Source organism: Paraburkholderia graminis C4D1M (assembly GCF_000172415.1).
Taxonomy (GTDB): domain Bacteria; phylum Pseudomonadota; class Gammaproteobacteria; order Burkholderiales; family Burkholderiaceae; genus Paraburkholderia; species Paraburkholderia graminis.
Window position 1 is genome coordinate 1 of the sequence record NZ_ABLD01000040.1, and the last position, 17865, is coordinate 17865.

Consider the following 17865-nt stretch of genomic DNA (forward strand, 5'->3'; position numbering starts at 1 on the left):
CGAGATGCTCGGCTGGCTACAACTCGCAGAAGGCCGCTACTACGCGGTGCGCATTGCCCGGCTGATGAGAACGAGAGGTATGGCGCGTCGGTGGAACTCACGAAGGAACGCGGCGCGTTTGCGCTTTTCGATACCGCGAGCTACCTAAAAGCCGGCACCTTCGCGTCGCGGCTGCCCGAGGACATCAAGGAAGCGATTCGCCGCGACGGCATCCGCAACAGCCATCTTCTGTCGAACGCGCCGACCGGCACCGTGAGCCTCGCGTTCGCGGACAACGCGTCGAACGGCATCGAGCCGGCCTTCTCGTGGACCTACACGCGCATGAAGGTGATGGCCGACGGCGGCCGCGAATCGTTCGATGTCGAAGACTACGCGTACCGGCTTTATCGCGAGCTCGGCGGCGACGTGACCAGGCTGCCCGACTACTTCGTCAGCGCGCTGGAGATGTCCGCGCGCGATCATCTGGACATGATGGCGGCGGTGCAGCCTTATGTGGACACGTCGATCTCGAAGACCGTCAACGTGCCCGCCGACTATCCGTTCGAAGCCTTCGAAAGCCTCTATTTCGATGCATGGAAAAGCGGCCTGAAAGGTCTCGCGACTTATCGTCCGAACGAAACGCTCGGCGCCGTGCTGAGCGTGAGTCCGGCGCAAGCCGACGACACGCTCGCCGAAAGCGACCTCGATCCGTTGCGAATCGCAATCGATCATCGGCCGAAAGGCGAATTGCCGGCGATCATCGAAAAGGTCGAGTACCTGACGCAAGCCGGCAAAAAATCGCTGTACGTGGCGGTGTCGTTCATTGAAGTGACCGGACGTCTCGGCGGTGAAGACGTGACGATCGAGCGGCCCATCGAGTTCTTCATTCCGACCGGTCAGCGCGACGAATCGCAGCAATGGATCACGGCGACCATGCGTTCGCTGTCGCTCGCCGCGCGTGGCGGTTTCGTCGCGCGCAATCTGCAGGACATGCGCAAGGTCTCGTGGGATCGCGGGCAAGTGCGGCTTGGCGAAGTGCAGCGTCTGGACGGTCATCGCACGCCGCGCTGGCACGATTCGGAAGTGGCCGCGCTCGCGTTTGCGATCCAGCAGATTCTGCATCGCCGCGGTTTTCTCGACGCCGAGGGCAATCAGGTTCCATCGCGTCTGCTCGCACGTTTGCCGCGCGGACAGATGAAAGCGGAAACGGCGCTGTCCGCGGACTTCGGCATCCGTCCCGCTCCCGCCGACGCGCACACAGCGGAATTGACGCAGCCCGGCGTGATGCCGGGATTGCATACGATGCTCGGTCGCAAATGCGGATCGTGCGGCGCGAACGCCGTGATCCGCAAGGACGGATGCGACTTCTGCACGGCCTGCGGCGAAGTGGGAGCGTGCGGGTGAATTAGCGTTAGCGGATCTCTCGCCCCGCTATTGCACCTGTCGAAAGTGCTGACACTGGAAAGCGGTTTGTTTTTTAGACCGATGCGCAACCAGCCGTAGAATAGCCGCACTTTCCGCGACGAGACTCTCATGCTGGATATTTCGCCAGGCGTTACCAAGCCCGCTAACGACGATTCGAAAATGTTCGATCTCGCGCCCGTCTCGCTGTGGGTCGAGGACTTTAGCGGCGTGCGCGATCTGTTCGATACCTGGCGCGCCGAGGGCGTGAGCGATCTGCGCGCGTACTTCGCCAAAGCGCCCGAACAGGTCGCCGAATGCGCGCGCAGCATTCGCGTGGTGAAGGTCAATCAGAAGACGCTGACGCAGTTCGCGGCCGCGGACTTCGACACGCTCAACGGCAATCTCGCCGCTGTGTTCCGCGACGACATGCTCAAGACGCATCTCGAGGAACTCTGCCAGTTGTGGGCCGGGCAATCGCATTTCACGAGCCAGACGGTCAACTACACGCTCGCTGGACGGCGACTCGATGTGCTGCTCAAAGGCTCTATTCTGCCGGGCCATGAAGAACGCTGGGACCGCGTGCTGGTGTCGGTGGAAGACATCACTGAACTGGAAAGCGCGCGGCATCGTATGACGCTCGCCGAGGAATACGCGCGCGGTCTCTTCGAACATTCTCCGGTGTCGCTATGGGTCGAAGACTTCAGCGCGGTCAAGCAACTGCTCGATCAGGCGCGCGCGGCAGGCATTAGCGATTTTCGCGTGTTCACCGACGTGCACCCTGAGTTCGTCGAGCGCTGCATGCAGGAGATTCACGTACTCGACGTGAACCAGCACACGCTCGAGATGTTCGCCGCGCCCGATAAAAAAACGCTGCTCGCGCATCTGCCCGATGTGTTCCGCGACGATATGCGTCCGCATTTCCGCGAGCAGTTGCTCGATCTGTGGGAAGGCAAACTGTTCCAGCAGCGCGAGGTACTCAACTATTCGCTCGACGGCAACGAGGTGCATGTGCACCTGCAATTTTCAGTGCTGCCGGGGCATGAGAACAACTGGGACCTGGTGCTGGTCGCATTGACCGACATCACCGCCCGCAAGAAGGCGGAGGCGTACCTGGAGTTTCTCGGCAAGCACGACGTGCTGACGAAGCTGCGCAACCGCTCGTTCTATGTCGACGAATTGAATCGGCTCGAACGCAAGGGGCCGTGGCCTGTCACGATCATCATCGCCGATCTGAATGGACTGAAGCGCGTGAACGATCAGCTCGGCCACGCCGCCGGCGATGCGCTGCTGCGCCGTGCGGGCGAAGTGCTGGCCAAAGCGATGGAGCCGCCGTTTCAGGCGGCGCGCATCGGCGGCGACGAATTCGCGATTCTGATGCCGGGCACCGACGAGCGCGGCGGCGCGGCGATGATCGATGCAGTCGGCAAACTCGTCGAAATGAACAACCAGTTCTATCCGGGTTCGCCGCTCAGCTTTTCGATGGGCATGGCGACGTGCCAACGCGGCGACCGTCTTGAAGCCGGCGTGCAACGCGCCGATCTGCAGATGTACGACGAAAAGCGCTCGCATTACGCCAATCAGGCGGATGCGAAAATTAGCGGTGGTTAATGAACGCGAAGCGCTTTCTCTACACCGCCGTCACATAGCGCGCAACGGGCTTCACGATGCGCGGCGGCGGCGAGTCGTAAATTGCGCGCATGCGCTTCACTTCGTCGACAGGACTCAGGCCGAAAAGACGCTTGAATTCGCGGCTGAATTGCGACGCGCTTTCATAACCGACTCTTGCGGCCGCGGCGCCCGCGTTTAAACCATCCTGCACCATCAGCAAACGCGCGTGATGCAAACGCGTGGTCTTCACGTATTGCATCGGCGAGGTCGCCGTGACGGCCTTGAATTGCGCGTGAAAAACCGCGAGGCTCATGCCGGCTTCGGCGGCGAGCGTATCGACGTCGAGCGCGCCATGATAGTCGGCGTGAATGCGGCGCAGCGCCTTGGCAACGCGTCCAAAATGATTCTGATGCGTAAGCGCCGCGCGAATCGCATCGCCCTGCTCGCCGGTCAACACGCGATAGCAGATCTCCCGCACGATGCCCGGCGCGAGAATGCGCGCGTCGAGCGGCGACACCAACGCGTCCAGCAGACGCTGCACCGCGTTGCTCAATGCCGGATCGAGCGGCGTCGAATAAATGCCGAGCGGTTCGTTGCGCGCCGCGCCCTGCGTTTCGTTGAGCGCCATCAGCAACTCGGCAACCATCGTCAGATCGACTCGAATGGAGATGCCGAGGAACGGCTCGTCCGGGGTCGCCTCAGTCTCGCACTCAAACGGCAGCGGCACGGACAGCACGAGGTACTGCTGCGCGTCGTACTGAAACACCTGGTCGCCGAGATAGCCGCGCTTGCGCCCCTGGCACACGATCACAATGCTCGGCTCGTACATCACCGGCATGCGCGGCAACGGACTATTCGCGCGCATCAGATTGACGCCTTCAAGACTCGAGCGCGTCATGCCCGGCTTGGGCGCGAGCGCGTCGAACACTTCGATCAGGCGTTGCTGCGCAGCATGAGCGGCGTGCGCGAGTGGAAATTCGGCGGAAGACAACGACGGTTGCGAGAGGCTCGGCGACATGACGAAATAGTGATGTACAAGAGAATAGTGCTTGAAATTTAGCATCAAACTGCCTGGCGCGCTTCGCCTCAGGAGTTTTAGGCAAATCTTCAAGACATTCAGGTATTCACTGGCTCGCCGTCGGCTTCTACTATGGGAACCCTGTCGGATGAGCTTTGCTGCGCGACGTTTGTTGGACGACCTTCATTCGCGCTTTCATCACGCGCCGCGACCCGAACCGTGCGGTTAGGCGCATGCGCGACATGCGTTGTCCGTTGCCGATTGCCATTACCGTCGCCCGTCGCCGATTGCCCATTGCCGGCGCCTTCTGACATCACCCATCTTTGCTGGAGAACTACCCATGAGCACGACTTATGCCTATGCCGCGACCGACGCCAGCGCGCCGCTCGCCCCGTTCGAAATCCAGCGCCGCGAACTGCGCGCTCATGATGTGCAAATGGAAGTGCTGTTTTGCGGCGTGTGCCATTCCGACCTGCATCAGGCTCGCAACGAATGGAAGAACACGATGTATCCGGTGGTGCCGGGTCATGAAATCGTCGGCCGTGTGACCGCGGTGGGCCCGGACGTGACAAAGTACAAGGCGGGCGATCTGGTGGGCGTCGGCTGCCTCGTCGATTCGTGCCGGACCTGCGCGAGCTGCGCGGAAGGCCTCGAGCAGTACTGCGAGAACGGCTTTGTCGGCACGTATAACGGCGTGGACCGCGTCGACGGGCAAGTGACCTACGGCGGTTATTCGACGCAACTCGTCGTCGACGAGGAATTCACGCTGCGTGTGCCGCAAAACCTCGACCCTGCCGGCGTCGCTCCGTTGCTGTGCGCGGGCATCACCACGTACTCGCCGCTGCGCACGTGGGGCGCGGGTCCTGGCAAGAAGGTCGGCATTGTCGGCCTGGGCGGCCTCGGCCACATGGGCGTGAAGCTGGCGCGCGCAATGGGCGCACATGTGGTGCTGTTCACGACATCGCCGTCGAAGATCGAGGACGCCAAGCGGCTTGGCGCACACGAGGTGGTGATTTCGAAGAACGCGGAAGAACTGGAAGCGCATGCGAACAGCTTCGATCTGATCGTGAATACGGTGGCTGCGCCGCACGACCTGAATCCGTTCTTGAACCTGCTGAAGCGTGATGGAACGATGACGCTGGTGGGCGCACCGGAGCACGATCATCCGTCGCCGCAAGTGTTCAACCTGATTTTCAAGCGCCGCCGGCTGGCCGGTTCGCTGATCGGCGGGATTGCCGAAACGCAGGAGATGCTGGATTTTTGCGGCGAGCATGGGATTACTTCGGATGTCGAAATTATTCCGATGCAGAAGATTAATGATGCTTATGAGCGGATGTTGAAGAGTGATGTGAAGTATCGGTTTGTTATTGATCTGGATTCCATGCGGAAGTGATTTTGGTTTTTTTTGCCGTGCGGCGGGCTTCTTTTGGTTGGGTCTTTTGGCCTTTCCTTGAATTCGCTGTGGTCTATTTGCGTTGCCCCTGTGCGGGGCGGCACCTACTTTCTTTGCCGCCGCAAAGAAAGTAGGCAAAGAAAGCGGGCTCACACCGCTAGCTTTTAAGTGGGTCTCCCGGTTCGGAGCGGGTAGTGGTGCGTTTGACATCCGTGTTCTCGCACATTCCGCGTTCGTGACAATGCAGTCATTTTTCCGGCGGCGCTTCGCGCGCCGTGCGGTCGTTCCCAGCCCGTCGGGTGGTCGGTGGTGTCTGGGATTGCGAGCCATTAGCGCGTTGCACCCTCCTCGCTTTCATCGAGGGTGCTCATTCAAATGCGCGATTGAATGCAGCACGATTGAATGCAGCACGATTGGATGCAGCCACGATCCGATGCAGCCATTAAGAGCCCTGCCACGCAAAGCGATCGCCCCAACAACGCCTCGCCGAGGCGCAGCCGACGGCCCCCGCCGCGCGAAAACGCGAGCGGATGGTGTAAGCCAACCCTTCCGGCGAGCACGTAGTGCGAGGCGGGAAGCATGACTGCCTTGTCACGAGTGCCGAATGCGCGAGGGCACGGATGTTAAACGCACCACTCCGTTCTCCGAACGAGGGACCCACTTATAAGCTGGCGGTGTGAGCCCGCTTTCTTTGCCTACTTTCTTTGCGGCGGCAAAGAAAGTAGGTGCCGCCCCGCACAGGGGCAACGCAAATAGACCACAACGAATTCAAGAAAAGGCCAAAAACAAAAGGCCAAAAACAAAAGCCGAAAAAACCCAACCAAAAAAAGCCCCGCCGCAGGCAAAAAACCCAACCCCGAGAGGCCCAAATGCTAGACCGAATAACAGCAATGCGCACCTTCCTAAGAATCGTGGACACGAACAGCTTCACCCGCGCAGCGGAATCCCTGAACATTCCGCGCGCGACAGCGACCACCATTGTCCAGAACCTGGAAGCCCTACTCGGCACGCAACTGCTCGCACGCACCACTCGGCGCATCAGCGTGACGCCCGAAGGCGCCGCCTACTACGAACGTTGCGCGCAAATCCTCGCGGACATCGACGAGATGGAAGCCAGCATCCGTCACGCCACCGATAACCTCACAGGCCGCCTGCGCATCGAAATGCCGGGCTCGGTGGCGAGCGCAATCGTGCTGCCCGCTCTCGACGACTTCCACGCGCGCTATCCGAATCTCGATCTCGCCATCGGCGTCAGCAACCGCACCGTCGATCTGGTTGCCGAAGGAATCGATTGCAGCATCCAGCTCGGCGAACTGCCCGATTCGAATCTGGTCGCGCGACAACTCGGCACGCTCGAACATGTGACCTGCGCGAGTCCCGACTATCTCGCGCGTTACGGCACGCCGACCGACCTCGACGATTTGCGCGGACATGTGGCTGTCAATTGCATGTCGCCAAATAGCGGCCGCGAAGTGGCGTTCGATTTCGAAGTCGACGGCGAAGCGCAAAGCGTCAAGGTGAACGGCTTTATCAAAGTGAGCGACGAGCAGGCGTATCTCACCTGCGGACTGCAAGGCCATGGGCTCATTCAACCCGCGCGAATTGCCGCGCAACCGTACCTCGACTCAGGACAATTGCGCGAAGTACTGCCGCAATGGAAACCCGTGCCGATGCCGGTTTCGGTCGCTTATCTGAAGAATCGCCGTGTGTCGCCGCGCGTGCGTGCTTTCGTCGACTGGCTTGCGGAGCTGTTCGAAAAGACCGAGCACGTCGATCAGGATCTCTCGCGCGTGCGCCAGTTGTTGCGCGGCCTGCATCCCGCCTGAAGCGGATTCGATGCAGGCTCGCAGCACGTTCAACGCATCAATCAATCGATCAGCCCGGCACCGGCACTGGCCGCGTCAGCAAGTCCACATAGAAATTGAAGAAGTTCTGATTGTCGAAGCGCTTGATGATCGTCATCTTCTGCAGACCAGCCGGCGGCGAACTCGTATAGCCGGTCGCTTTTCCATCATTGGCGCCGAAGCTCATATCGACATCGACCCACTCGTCGACCGTTTGCGTCGCGAACGAAGGATGCATCAAATAGCCGAGAGTCAGCGTGTCCCAGATGTTCGTGGTGTAGTTCGGGTTCGTCTCGAAACCGTTCTTGCCGTCGAAGCCATAACCGTTCAACGTCTTGAACAACTGCGTAATGATGGTCTGCTTCGACGGGTCATGCGCGATCCGGTCATAGAGCGCCTTATCCATCTTCACGGTGTCGGTCACATCGAGCGGAACGACAACCTGCTTGATCGGCAGACGCAACACCTCTTTCGCGGCTTGCGGATCGAACCACCAGTTGAACTCGGCGGTCGGCGTCGTATTGCCCGGCACGTCGATCGCGCCGCCCATATAAATGATCTGCTTGATCAACGGCACGATCTCGGGATGCCGACGCGCGGCAAGCGCGATGTTCGTCAACGGTCCGATCGCAAGAATCGTCACCTCGCCGGGATTCTGCTTCACCGAGTCGACGATGAAATCCACCGCGCTTTTGCTTTGCACTTTCGTATGCGTTGCGAAGCCGTCAGGCGGCGCGACGAGGTCGCTATCGGACTTCGGTTCGGGTGTTCCCCACGCGCCGAGATAACCGTCGCCACCGGGGAATTGGGCCATTTCAGCCTGGATCGTGGCGAAATCGTGCGACAACGCATAGTTTGCACCGGCATAAACGCCGATCTGCTTTTCGACGCCTAGCCGTTCGACGGATTTCAATGCATCGGCGACGCCCTGCTTCAACCACTGATTGCCCGACACGACCGTAATGCCGAGTACTTTCAACGATCCCTGCGCCTGCAATTGCGCGGCCATGACGCCAAGCTGGCCGTCGTCGCTCAGCGTGTTGTAGTCGCTGTCGATAATGACTTTCGGGGGATTGGTTGCGTTCAGATTGTCGCCGCCGCAAGCCGCGATTGCGAGAGCAGTCACGACGCTTGCTACATAGCTCAATGCCACGAGAAACCGCTTCATTGATGTCTCCTGTTCTATCGCATCGGTGTGCGACTAAGGAGAGTCATCATAAACGCAACGGCGGCCAAATCAAACATGCGTCAAACGTGTGCGTCGACGAGGCTCGCAAACAACACGAGCCTCACGATCCGTCTTTCGAGTAAACCGCCCGCGCGGCGAACGTCAGGGCTGACGCGCTTGCGGCGTCGAGCCGGGGCATGCGGGGTCTTTGCCCCAATGACCATCGCACACACGCCAGCGGCACAACTGGTCCTGGAAAAAGCCTCGCTGCCCACATTCTTTGACGCGCTCGGCGAGCTTCGCATTGCCGGGCGCAGCCGAGGTTGCTACCTTCGTCGCCGAATTATTGGCGCTTGTCTTGCTATCGGCGGGCTTGGTGCGTGCGACGAGCGCGGCCAATAGATCGGCATCCGAATCATCTTTCGACGCTGCGTCCGGCTTTGCTTTCTTCGATTGCGCGGCGGCAGTCGTCGTACTCGAACGATGACTGCTCGCACTTGCCGTGGCACTTTCTTTCTTGCCGTGCGCGCCGGCTTCGTGCTTGCTCTTGCTCGCGATTGCCGGACTCTTGTCGTGCTTCGCCGTCGATGCAACGTGCGCCGACGAGGCCGAAGCACCGGAAGCAACCGAAGCAACCGGCACGGAAGCGCCGCTCGGCTCCGCACCATCGGCCAACGCGCGCGACAGACGGCTTTCCGCGGCGCCCGCCGATGCAGACGACGCAGTTGCCGCTTTACTGTCACTGTCATCGGCGATGATCGTCGCGGCTTGCGACGAAGCAGGCGCCGGCGCTTGCGCATTCGCGGCGACCTGCACCGCGCCGTTCACCGCCGATGCCGGCACCGCCGCCTTGCCGACGTTCACCGCGCTCGCCGGCGCGGCCGCAGCCAGTGACTCGTTTTGCCCGCGTTGCTGCATGTGCCACGCGCCCCAACCGCCCGCCGCTATCACGAGCAATGCGACAAGCGCAAGCGGCGTTCGGGACCGGCGTGGTTTATCGGCAGGCGGCGCGACGCGGCCTTCCAGATTCGCGAGAATTCGCGAACCATTGCCGTCGGCGCCTTTAGCCTTATCGGATAACAGGCTTGGCGGGGCTTTGGAATTTGAATTTTCCGGCGCACTCATTCACTGTCTCATTGAATCCTGGATTATTTCGCCGTGATAATACCGCTCCGGCTCCTCTCCGAGCAGGCCTGATTCTAAGAGCAAGCATTACAAAATACAATTGTTTCCAATTTCCGGGGTCTCCATTGATTGCCGTAGTACTTCTTGCCTATTTCGCCGTCGCAGTGCTCATCGCCGCAATGCTGCTTTTGCCGGCGGTGCGCGCTTCTTTATTAGGCGCCGCGCAGACAATTCACGGCCGGGTTATGCGCGGGGCATCGCGCCGTGCATCGCATGCGCGCGGTCAATTAGCACGCTCGGCAAGAATTTCGCAATCTACCGTAGTGGATATGAAAAAATTACTGGCGCGCCGGCGCTTGCTGATTTTTACCACCACAGGTATTCTTGCGACGCCGCCATTGGTGGCATTGGGATTACGGGGTCGTCAGTTATTCCAATTCGACGAAACCGCGCGGGTGCCGGATGAGAAAATTGCCGCATTATTGAACGGCGAACAGCTCGTGCCCCCGCCGCCGCTGCCGCCGGAGGTATTCGCCACGCGGGAAGTCGAGCAGATCCGGCCAGCGCTAAAAGACGCAAGCCGCGACTGGAATTTGCTCGATGCGGATTTCCGAACCCGTCTATTGCTCGTCTACAAAATCATGCACGAGCAGTACGGCTACGAAATGGCCCTGCTGGAAGGTTATCGCAGTCCGGAGCGGCAAAACCGGCTCGCGCAAATTGGGAGCAATGTCACCAATGCCGCTGCGTTTCAAAGCTATCACCAATACGGCCTCGCGGCGGACAATGCGTTTCTGCGCGACGGCAAGCTCGTCATTTCAGAAAAAGATCCCTGGGCCATGCGAGGCTATCAGTTATATGGACAAACAGCCGAGCAGGTCGGCCTGACATGGGGCGGCCGCTGGAAAATGATGGATCTCGGGCACGTTGAATATCACAAACCCGGCTTCGTTCTCGGGCGGGGTCATTAAGCGCGGCGGCACAAGAGGTTGGAAAATGGGGCGTTCAATCAATATTTCTGGCAAAAAGCGGCAATACCAACCGCAATCCGGCATACAGCGTCGCATTCGTCCGCCCGCTTTTGCAGCGCCGGCAATCGCGGATTTAACAATTCGGCCGTTTTACCGTTCCGCGTGAATCGGCTTTCGATTTCTTTCGCTCCATTTTCAAACGCCGCACGCGCGTGATGCCGTTTGCCACAGCACGCGCCACAACACATATCACCAAGACCTGAACGGCTTATGCGACGCTTTCTCAACGTGTTGACCCATCCACGCACGCTCTCGATCATCGGCCTGCTCGCGCTCGCTGCTGTGTTGTTCGTCGGCGCCGATACCTTGCAGATCGACCTGATGTGGCCGGCCATCGCGCTCGGCGCGGTCGTCGCGTTATGGCTGCTGGTATGGGCGGTGCGCCGCCTGCGCGCGCGTCGCGCGAATAACAAACTCGGCGAAATGCTCGAGCAGCAGGCTGAAAAACAAAGCGTCGAAGCCGGACCCGCGCCTACGCCGGCGCGTCAGGCGGAACTCGACGTACTGCGCACGCGCCTCGTCGATGCAGTGAAGACGATCAAGACTTCGAAGATCGGCCAGGTGTCGGGCGGCTCCGCGTTGTATGAGTTGCCGTGGTACATCGTGATCGGCAACCCCGCAGCGGGCAAGAGCAGCGCCGTGCTCAATTCGGGCTTGCAATTCCCCTTCGCCGACAAGAACAGCGCGGTGATTCACGGCATTGGCGGCACGCGCAATTGCGACTGGTTCTTCACAACGGAAGGCATTCTGCTCGACACAGCAGGCCGCTATTCGGTGCATGAGGAAGACCGCACCGAATGGCTCGGTTTTCTCGGCCTGCTCAAGCGCTTCAGGCCCAAAGCGCCGATCAACGGCATCATCGTGACCGCGAGCATCGCGGAACTCACCAGCAGCAAGCCCGAGTTTGCGATCAATCTCGCGAAGAACCTGCGCCAGCGCGTGCAGGAATTGACCGAGAAGCTGGAAGTCTTTGCGCCCGTCTACGTGATGTTCACGAAGGCCGATCTGATTACCGGCTTCACCGAGTTCTTCAGCGGCAGCGAGCGTCACGAATACGACCGCGTATGGGGCGCCACCCTGCCCTACGAGCCGGACGAGAAGCGCGACGTGGTGGGCCTTTTCGATGAACATTTCGAGGAACTCTACGACGGCCTGAAAGAAATCAGCGTCGCGCAGATGTCGATCAACCGCGGCAACAAGCTCTCGCCAGGTCAACTGAGTTTCCCGCTCGAGTTCTCGACAATCAAGCCCGCACTCCGCGCATTTCTCGCCACGCTGTTTGAAACGAACCCGTTCCAGTACAAGCCGATTTTCCGCGGCTTCTATTTCACGAGCGCATTGCAGGAAGGCGAAACCAATAGCGCCGCGGCCACGCGCATCGCGAACCGCTTCGGTTTGAGCGCGGACAGCATGCCGAAACCGCACAGCGCGTTTTCGAAGAACGGCTTCTTCCTGCGCGATCTGTTTTCCAAAGTCATCTTCGCCGACCGGCAAACGGTCAGGCAATTCGCCAGTCCCGCGAAAACGCGTATGCGTTACGCGACCTTCTTCGGCTTTGTCGCGGTCCTCGCGCTCGCGTTGGGCGGCTGGACGTGGTCGACCATTAACAATCAGCAACTCGCGGAGAACGTCAAAGCCGATCTGGACAACGTCGTGCGTTTGCAGCAGAACCGCAACGATCTGCAATCGCGCCTGCAGGCCATGGATGTTCTCGAAGACCGCATCGACCAGCTCGAACAGTTCCGCCGCGATAAGCCGCTCGCTGTGTCGTTCGGTCTTTATCAGGGCGATCGTCTGGAGCAGCGTCTTCTCACCGAGTACTACAACGGCGTGCGCCAGATCCTGCTCGATCCGGTTTCGCAGAACCTCGCGTCGTTCCTGAAGGACGTCAACGCGCATCCCGATCAGCTCACGCCGCTCAATCGCACGCCGGATGCAGCCGCGATTCCGGTCTCCGCGCACAACGCAATGGCGGCGAATAGCCAGGGCGGACTCTACAGCGACGCATCGCCGACCAATGTGGAAGACGCGTACAACGCGCTCAAGACGTATCTGATGCTAAGCGACAAGCGTCATGTGGAAACGGCGCATCTGACGGATCAGGTGGCGCGCTTCTGGCGCGGCTGGCTCGAAACGAATCGCGGCAACATGCCTCGCGACGAGATGATCCGCAGCGCCGAGCGCATGATTACTTTCTACCTGGCGCGCGTATCCGACGACGACTGGCCGATGATCGACCAGAACCTCGGCCTCGTCGATCAAACGCGTGAGAACCTGCGCCGTGTCGTGCGCGGCATGCCGGCGCGTCAGCGTGTTTATGAAGAGATCAAGGCACGTGCGTCGACCCGCTTCGCGCCGATGACGATCGCGCGCATCGTCGGTGAAAACAATACCGCGCTGGTGGCGGGCAGCTATGCAATTCCCGGCACGTTCACGCGCGAAGCGTGGTTCCAGTATGTGCAGCCCGCGATCCGCGAGGCCGCAACAAAAGAACTGCAAGCAAAGGACTGGGTGCTCAATACCTCCGCGCACGACGACCTGACGCTCGAAGGCAGTCCCGAACAGATACAGAAAGCACTGGTCACGATGTACAAGACCGACTATGCAATGCACTGGCAGAAGTTCATGCAAGGCATTGCGGTGCAGAGCTTCGGCAGCTTCGGTCAGGCAGTGGATGCCATGAACCGTCTCGGCGATCCGCAAGATTCGCCGATTCGCAAAGTACTCGAAACCGCGTATGACCAGACCTCGTGGGATAACCCGTCGCTCTTCAATGCAAACCTGAAGCGCGCGCAAAGCGGCGTGACGAGCTGGTTCAAGCAATGGTTCTCGCGCGCGCCGACGGGTCAGTTGAATGCGAACATCGACATTAACGGCAATCCGGTCGAAATGCCGATGGGCCCGATCGGCCAGGAGTTCTCGGCGCTCGGCCGCATGGTTCAGACCGGCGATAACGGCTCGATGCTGAAGGGCTATATGGACACGCTGTCGAAAGTCCGTACGCGCTTTAACGTGATCAAGAATCAGGGCGATCCTGGACCGGGCGCGCGTCAGCTCATGCAGCAGACGCTCGACGGCAGCGGCTCCGAACTTGCCGATTCGCTGAAGTACGTCGATGAGCAGATGCTGACGGGCCTCACCGATTCGCAACGCAAAGCCCTGCGTCCGCTGCTCGTGCGTCCGCTGATGGCCGCGTATGCGGTCGTGATCCAGCCGGCCAGCGTCGAAGTCAACAAGGTGTGGAACGCGCAGGTGTACCAGACGTTCCAGAACTCGCTCGCCAACAAATATCCCTTTGCCGGCGATGCGAAAGTCGAAGCGGGCGCCGGTGAAATCGCGCAGGTGTTCGGACCGGACGGCTCGATTGCGAAGTTCGTCGGCACCACGCTCGGACCGCTTGCAGTGCGCCGCGGCGACACCCTCACCGCTCGCACGTGGGGCGACATGGGCCTTGCGCTCACGCCTGACTTCACCAGCGGATTCGCGCGCTGGGTCGCGCCGCTGGCGGGCGGCGCAGCGGGCGCGTCGGCAGGCCAGGGCTCCGCGGAACCGCAGACCGTGTTCCAGATCCTGCCGCAACCGAGCAGCGGCACGACCGAGTACACGCTTGCGATCGACGGTCAGCAGATGCGCTATCGCAACACGCCGCCGCAATGGACCAACTTCGTGTGGCCGAATCCGTCGGGCTCGCCAGGCGCGACGTTGAATGCCACGACTTTCGACGGCCGCACGCTGCAGCTCGTCAACGAGCCGGGCCGCTACGGTCTTGAGAAGCTGATCAATTCGGCGCAGCGCAAGCGCCGGCCTGACGGCACGTTCGACCTGTCGTGGACGCAAGGCAACATCACGGTGGCGGTCAGCATGCGCATCATCAGCACGTCGCAAGCATCGGGCGGCAGCAGCGACGCGCCGCAGCAGCAGAGCCTGCGCGGCTTGCGGTTGCCTTCGTCGGTGGCCGACGTCAGCGCGGCGGCGAATTCGGTCACGGCCACGGCCGCGAACGCAACGCCCGCGGCAACGGCGGCAACAGCGGCAACAGCGGCGCGACCGGCGACGACCGCGGTTTCGAACACAGGAGGTGCGCAATGACGCAGACCGTGCAGGCGCAAATCGCGTACTTCGGCAAAATTCCGTCGCGCGGCGACTTCGTGAAAAGCGCGCATAACCCGCAGTTGCTTGCGACGCTCGACCGCTGGATCGCCGAAGCAATGGAACTGCTCACCGACGACCCGCGCTGGAAGATCGTCTACGAAAACGCGAAGCCGATGCATTTCGCGTTTCTCGGTTCGCGCAGCAAGCTCGCGATTGCGGGGCACATGGTCGCGAGTCACGATCAGTCGTCGCGACGCTTTCCATTTCTTGCCGCGACCGCGCTCGAAGTCGAAAAGCCGCTCACGTTCCTCGCGCACAGTCCGCTTGCGTTCGCGCGTTTGTGGTCGCGCGTGTCGGCGCAAATGAAACCATTGCTTGGCGTGAGCGAGCCGGCCGGCGCATTGCAGGCGCTCGGCGAAACGCAGGTGCCGATCGAAATCGGCGGCGGTCCGGGCAATCCGCATGACGGCACGTTCAACGACTTCGTCGAACATCAGACGCTCGCCGGACTCGAACAGATGCTGCTCGCAAGCGGGCATCCGGTGCGCTTGCGCGGCGCGATGCTCGCGCTCGGTTCGCTGCTGCGCCCCGTGATGCAAAGCGGTTCGTCGCATCTCGAACGCGGGCTCACGCTGCCGTTGCCGAACGATCCGTTCTATCGCAGCCTCGTCGCCGCATTCTGGCTCGAACTGATCGCGCCGTTCGTCGCGCAAGCGGATTTCGAACTGGCTATTTTTATCGGCACGATCGCGGAGCGCGAGCGGCTCATCATCGGCTTTAACGGTGCGTCCGCGAAAACGCTGCACAGTGTGGTCGATCCGCAAGCATACGCAGCCCATAACATCGATATCGACGACCCCGAGTGGATCGACGAACACGCACAGAACGATCATGGCATCAGCAAGCTCGTCAGTTACCTCGACCAACCGCAACTGTCCTTGCGCGTCAGCATCGACACGTTCCGCGAAGCCTTCACGGGAGCGTGACGCGATGACTTATTCACGCACCGCGATCGGCGCGCTGCTCGCGAGCCTGCTGGTTAGCGGCCTGTTCAGCACGCTCGCTCACGCCGACAACGACGGCCCCGCACGCGTCACGCCGGTCGACAACAGCGGCATTTCGATTCGCACGACGGCGCTCCCCTCGCCTTCGTCCACTACGGCAGGCAGTGCGGGTCCCGCAGTGAATACGGCGGGCCTCGCAAGCGGCACGACCGGCGCCGGCACCGGCGCGGTCACGGCTTCGCCTCCGCCCGCGAACGCGGCGCCGGGCCAGGTCGTGGTCGGCGGAAAAGTACCGGACGAGGCGACCAAAGCCGCGGTGCTCGCGCGTCTTCGCGACACGTATGGCTCGGCCAACGTAGTGGATCAGATCGAAGTCGCCGACGTCGCGACGCCGCCGAACTGGTCCGCCAATGTACAAAAACTGATTGGCCCGCAACTCAAGCAGATCAGTAAAGGACAGTTGAAGATAGACGGCACGCAGATCGACGTGAAAGGCGAGGTGCGCAACGAGTCGCAGCGTCAGCAACTCGCAAGCGACATGGCGAATGCGCTGAATCCGACGTATACGATCAAGAACGGCCTGCGCGTCAGTGCATCCGAACAGGGCCTGCTTGATCAGACGCTAGCGAATCGCACGATCGAATTCGAAACCGGCAGTGCAACGCTCACGCCGCAAGGCCGCGCGATTCTCGATCAGATGGCGGCAGCAATGCTGAAGATGGCGACGAAGACTGTCGCGATCATCGGTCACACTGACAACTCGGGTAATCGCACGTCGAATATCGCGCTGAGCCAGGCACGCGCCGATGCCGTGAAGGGCTATCTCGTCGCCAAGGGCATTCCGCCGCAACAAATGAGCACCACTGGAGTCGGACCCGATCAGCCGATTGCATCGAACGATACGGCCGACGGACGCGCACGCAACCGGCGCATCGAGTTCCGCGCCGGATCTTAAGCAGATTACTGCGTGCTTGCTGCAAAGGCACGCATGAAGCATGAAAAACGCCTGGCCTGGGTTCTCTCGACCCAGGCCAGGCTTTTTAATTTCGACGCGGACGTCTAGCTGTTTTCTTCAGGCTTCACACCCAGCAACTCACGAATGTGCGCGAGCGAGCCGTCGTCTTTCACCACCGTCGACAGCCATTGATGCAACGGCATGTCCGCCGCTTCCGCAGCCTTCTCGGCAAAGTACGCAGCCGGATTGTGCGGCTCCGTACTGCGAAAGAAACGGGCCACCGCGCGCAACTGCGCGACGGCTTGCGCGCGGCTCTGGATTCCTGCGACTGCGTGGGTCGGCGTGGTCGTCAACACAGGTTCCTCGCGTTGCGGTGAGGTCTTGAAAGTGGGCTCGGCGCGTTCGTGTTCGTGCGCGTGTTCATGACTTGCCGAAGCACTCGATCCACTACCGGGCGTCTGCTGCGCTTGTGCGGTCACACCGAGTTCGCGCGCAAAGCGTTCGGCGAGACGATAGACGCTTTCATAGGCGTCTTTCGCCTGACGGAAACTTGGCGCAAAGTCCGCAGCGCGACGATCCAGTTCCTGTTCGAGCGCGAGCATCGCCGTTTCGAACGCCTTGAGATCGGCCAGCAACGTCGAATAGAACGCGGGCGGCGTCGCACGTTTCGACGCGTCGATCTGCTCGATGGACGGCTTGCCGCGCGCGATGTCGTCGGCATGATCGGGATCGCGCTTTACCGCTTGCGCGACATGCGTGGCGACGTCCCAATCGATCGTGCTGTACGCATTCCCTTGCGACGACGTGAGCGGCATTGCACGCAGCAGATCGCCGGTTCGCCCGACTAGCCACACGACATTGCCAAGGCGATATTCGGTGTCGTCGCCTTCGGGCAGCGGATGGACAGTGTCCCAGTACTTCTCCCACAGCGCCGTGAGCAGCGTATAGCCCTGCGTGAGACCGCCCACGCCTTCTTCAATCGCGAGCGCTTCGGTTAGCCACACGGCAAGGCGCAAGTCTTTCGTTTGCGTCTGCAGCAAGGCACTGGAACGCTCGATCACCAGCGGCCAGTCGGCTTCCTTGATTTCGGTGACCCATTCGCCCTGGTCGAGCGACGGGTCTTCGAAACGCCGCGCGTGCTGGATTGCATCGAAGTCGGCGGAGAACAGAAGATCTTCGCCACAGGGCGCACCTTCACTGATTGGAGCAAGCAGCGTATTCAGATCGATCGGCATGGCATGGAG

At 60.9% G+C, this 17865-nt stretch carries 11 protein-coding genes and 1 pseudogene; 8 read left to right on the top strand and 4 right to left on the bottom strand.

Annotated features, from left to right (window positions below; genetic code table 11):
- Positions 1-1383: pseudogene (locus tag BGRAMDRAFT_RS31190) on the top strand (adenosylcobalamin-dependent ribonucleoside-diphosphate reductase); the annotation flags it as partial.
- A 129-nt stretch (positions 1384-1512) separates the two neighbouring features.
- The gene (locus tag BGRAMDRAFT_RS31195; RefSeq protein WP_006052908.1) at positions 1513-2991 is read left to right on the top strand and encodes a sensor domain-containing diguanylate cyclase; all 1479 of its coding nucleotides are present in this window, start codon (positions 1513-1515) and stop codon (positions 2989-2991) included.
- Between the two features lie 19 nt (positions 2992-3010).
- Here the strand turns inward: BGRAMDRAFT_RS31195 and BGRAMDRAFT_RS31200 are convergent, their stop codons facing one another.
- On the bottom strand, positions 3011-4009 hold the full coding sequence (locus BGRAMDRAFT_RS31200) for an AraC family transcriptional regulator (protein ID WP_044022026.1): 999 nt from the start codon (positions 4007-4009) through the stop codon (positions 3011-3013).
- Between the two features lie 340 nt (positions 4010-4349).
- On the opposite strand from BGRAMDRAFT_RS31200, the gene BGRAMDRAFT_RS31205 reads away from it, so the two are divergent.
- Both BGRAMDRAFT_RS31205 and BGRAMDRAFT_RS31210 read left to right on the top strand, forming a co-directional pair.
- On the top strand, positions 4350-5402 hold the full coding sequence (locus BGRAMDRAFT_RS31205) for an NAD(P)-dependent alcohol dehydrogenase (RefSeq protein WP_006052910.1): 1053 nt from the start codon (positions 4350-4352) through the stop codon (positions 5400-5402).
- Positions 5403-6271: 869 nt separating this feature from the next.
- Positions 6272-7228: a LysR family transcriptional regulator gene (locus BGRAMDRAFT_RS31210; RefSeq protein WP_006052911.1), complete on the top strand. Its 957-nt coding sequence runs from the start codon at positions 6272-6274 to the stop codon at positions 7226-7228.
- 49 nt (positions 7229-7277) lie between these two features.
- On the opposite strand, the gene BGRAMDRAFT_RS31215 is transcribed toward BGRAMDRAFT_RS31210, so the two are convergent.
- Positions 7278-8414: a nucleoside hydrolase gene (locus BGRAMDRAFT_RS31215; RefSeq protein ID WP_006052912.1), complete on the bottom strand. Its 1137-nt coding sequence runs from the start codon at positions 8412-8414 to the stop codon at positions 7278-7280.
- Between the two features lie 162 nt (positions 8415-8576).
- Entirely contained in the window at positions 8577-9539 is a 963-nt protein-coding gene (locus BGRAMDRAFT_RS31220; RefSeq protein ID WP_006052913.1) for a hypothetical protein, read from the bottom strand.
- Positions 9540-9664: 125 nt separating this feature from the next.
- On the opposite strand from BGRAMDRAFT_RS31220, the gene BGRAMDRAFT_RS31225 reads away from it, so the two are divergent.
- The 4 genes from BGRAMDRAFT_RS31225 to BGRAMDRAFT_RS31240 all read left to right on the top strand — a co-directional run bounded on the left by BGRAMDRAFT_RS31225 (position 9665) and on the right by BGRAMDRAFT_RS31240 (position 16621).
- Positions 9665-10510 (top strand): M15 family metallopeptidase, encoded by an 846-nt coding sequence (locus tag BGRAMDRAFT_RS31225; protein WP_044022024.1) that lies wholly within the window; start codon positions 9665-9667, stop codon positions 10508-10510.
- 270 nt (positions 10511-10780) lie between these two features.
- Positions 10781-14659: a type VI secretion system membrane subunit TssM gene (gene tssM / locus BGRAMDRAFT_RS31230; RefSeq protein ID WP_006052915.1), complete on the top strand. Its 3879-nt coding sequence runs from the start codon at positions 10781-10783 to the stop codon at positions 14657-14659.
- Positions 14656-15648: a type VI secretion system-associated protein TagF gene (tagF, locus tag BGRAMDRAFT_RS31235; RefSeq protein ID WP_006052916.1), complete on the top strand. Its 993-nt coding sequence runs from the start codon at positions 14656-14658 to the stop codon at positions 15646-15648. The genes tssM and tagF overlap by 4 nt, the downstream gene beginning before the upstream one ends.
- A gap of 4 nt (positions 15649-15652) precedes the next feature.
- Positions 15653-16621, top strand: coding sequence for an OmpA family protein (locus BGRAMDRAFT_RS31240; RefSeq protein ID WP_006052917.1), 969 nt, complete (start codon positions 15653-15655; stop codon positions 16619-16621).
- A 104-nt stretch (positions 16622-16725) separates the two neighbouring features.
- On the opposite strand, the gene tssA is transcribed toward BGRAMDRAFT_RS31240, so the two are convergent.
- On the bottom strand, positions 16726-17856 hold the full coding sequence (gene tssA, locus BGRAMDRAFT_RS31245) for a type VI secretion system protein TssA (RefSeq protein ID WP_006052918.1): 1131 nt from the start codon (positions 17854-17856) through the stop codon (positions 16726-16728).
- Between the last annotated feature and the right edge of the window lie 9 nt (positions 17857-17865).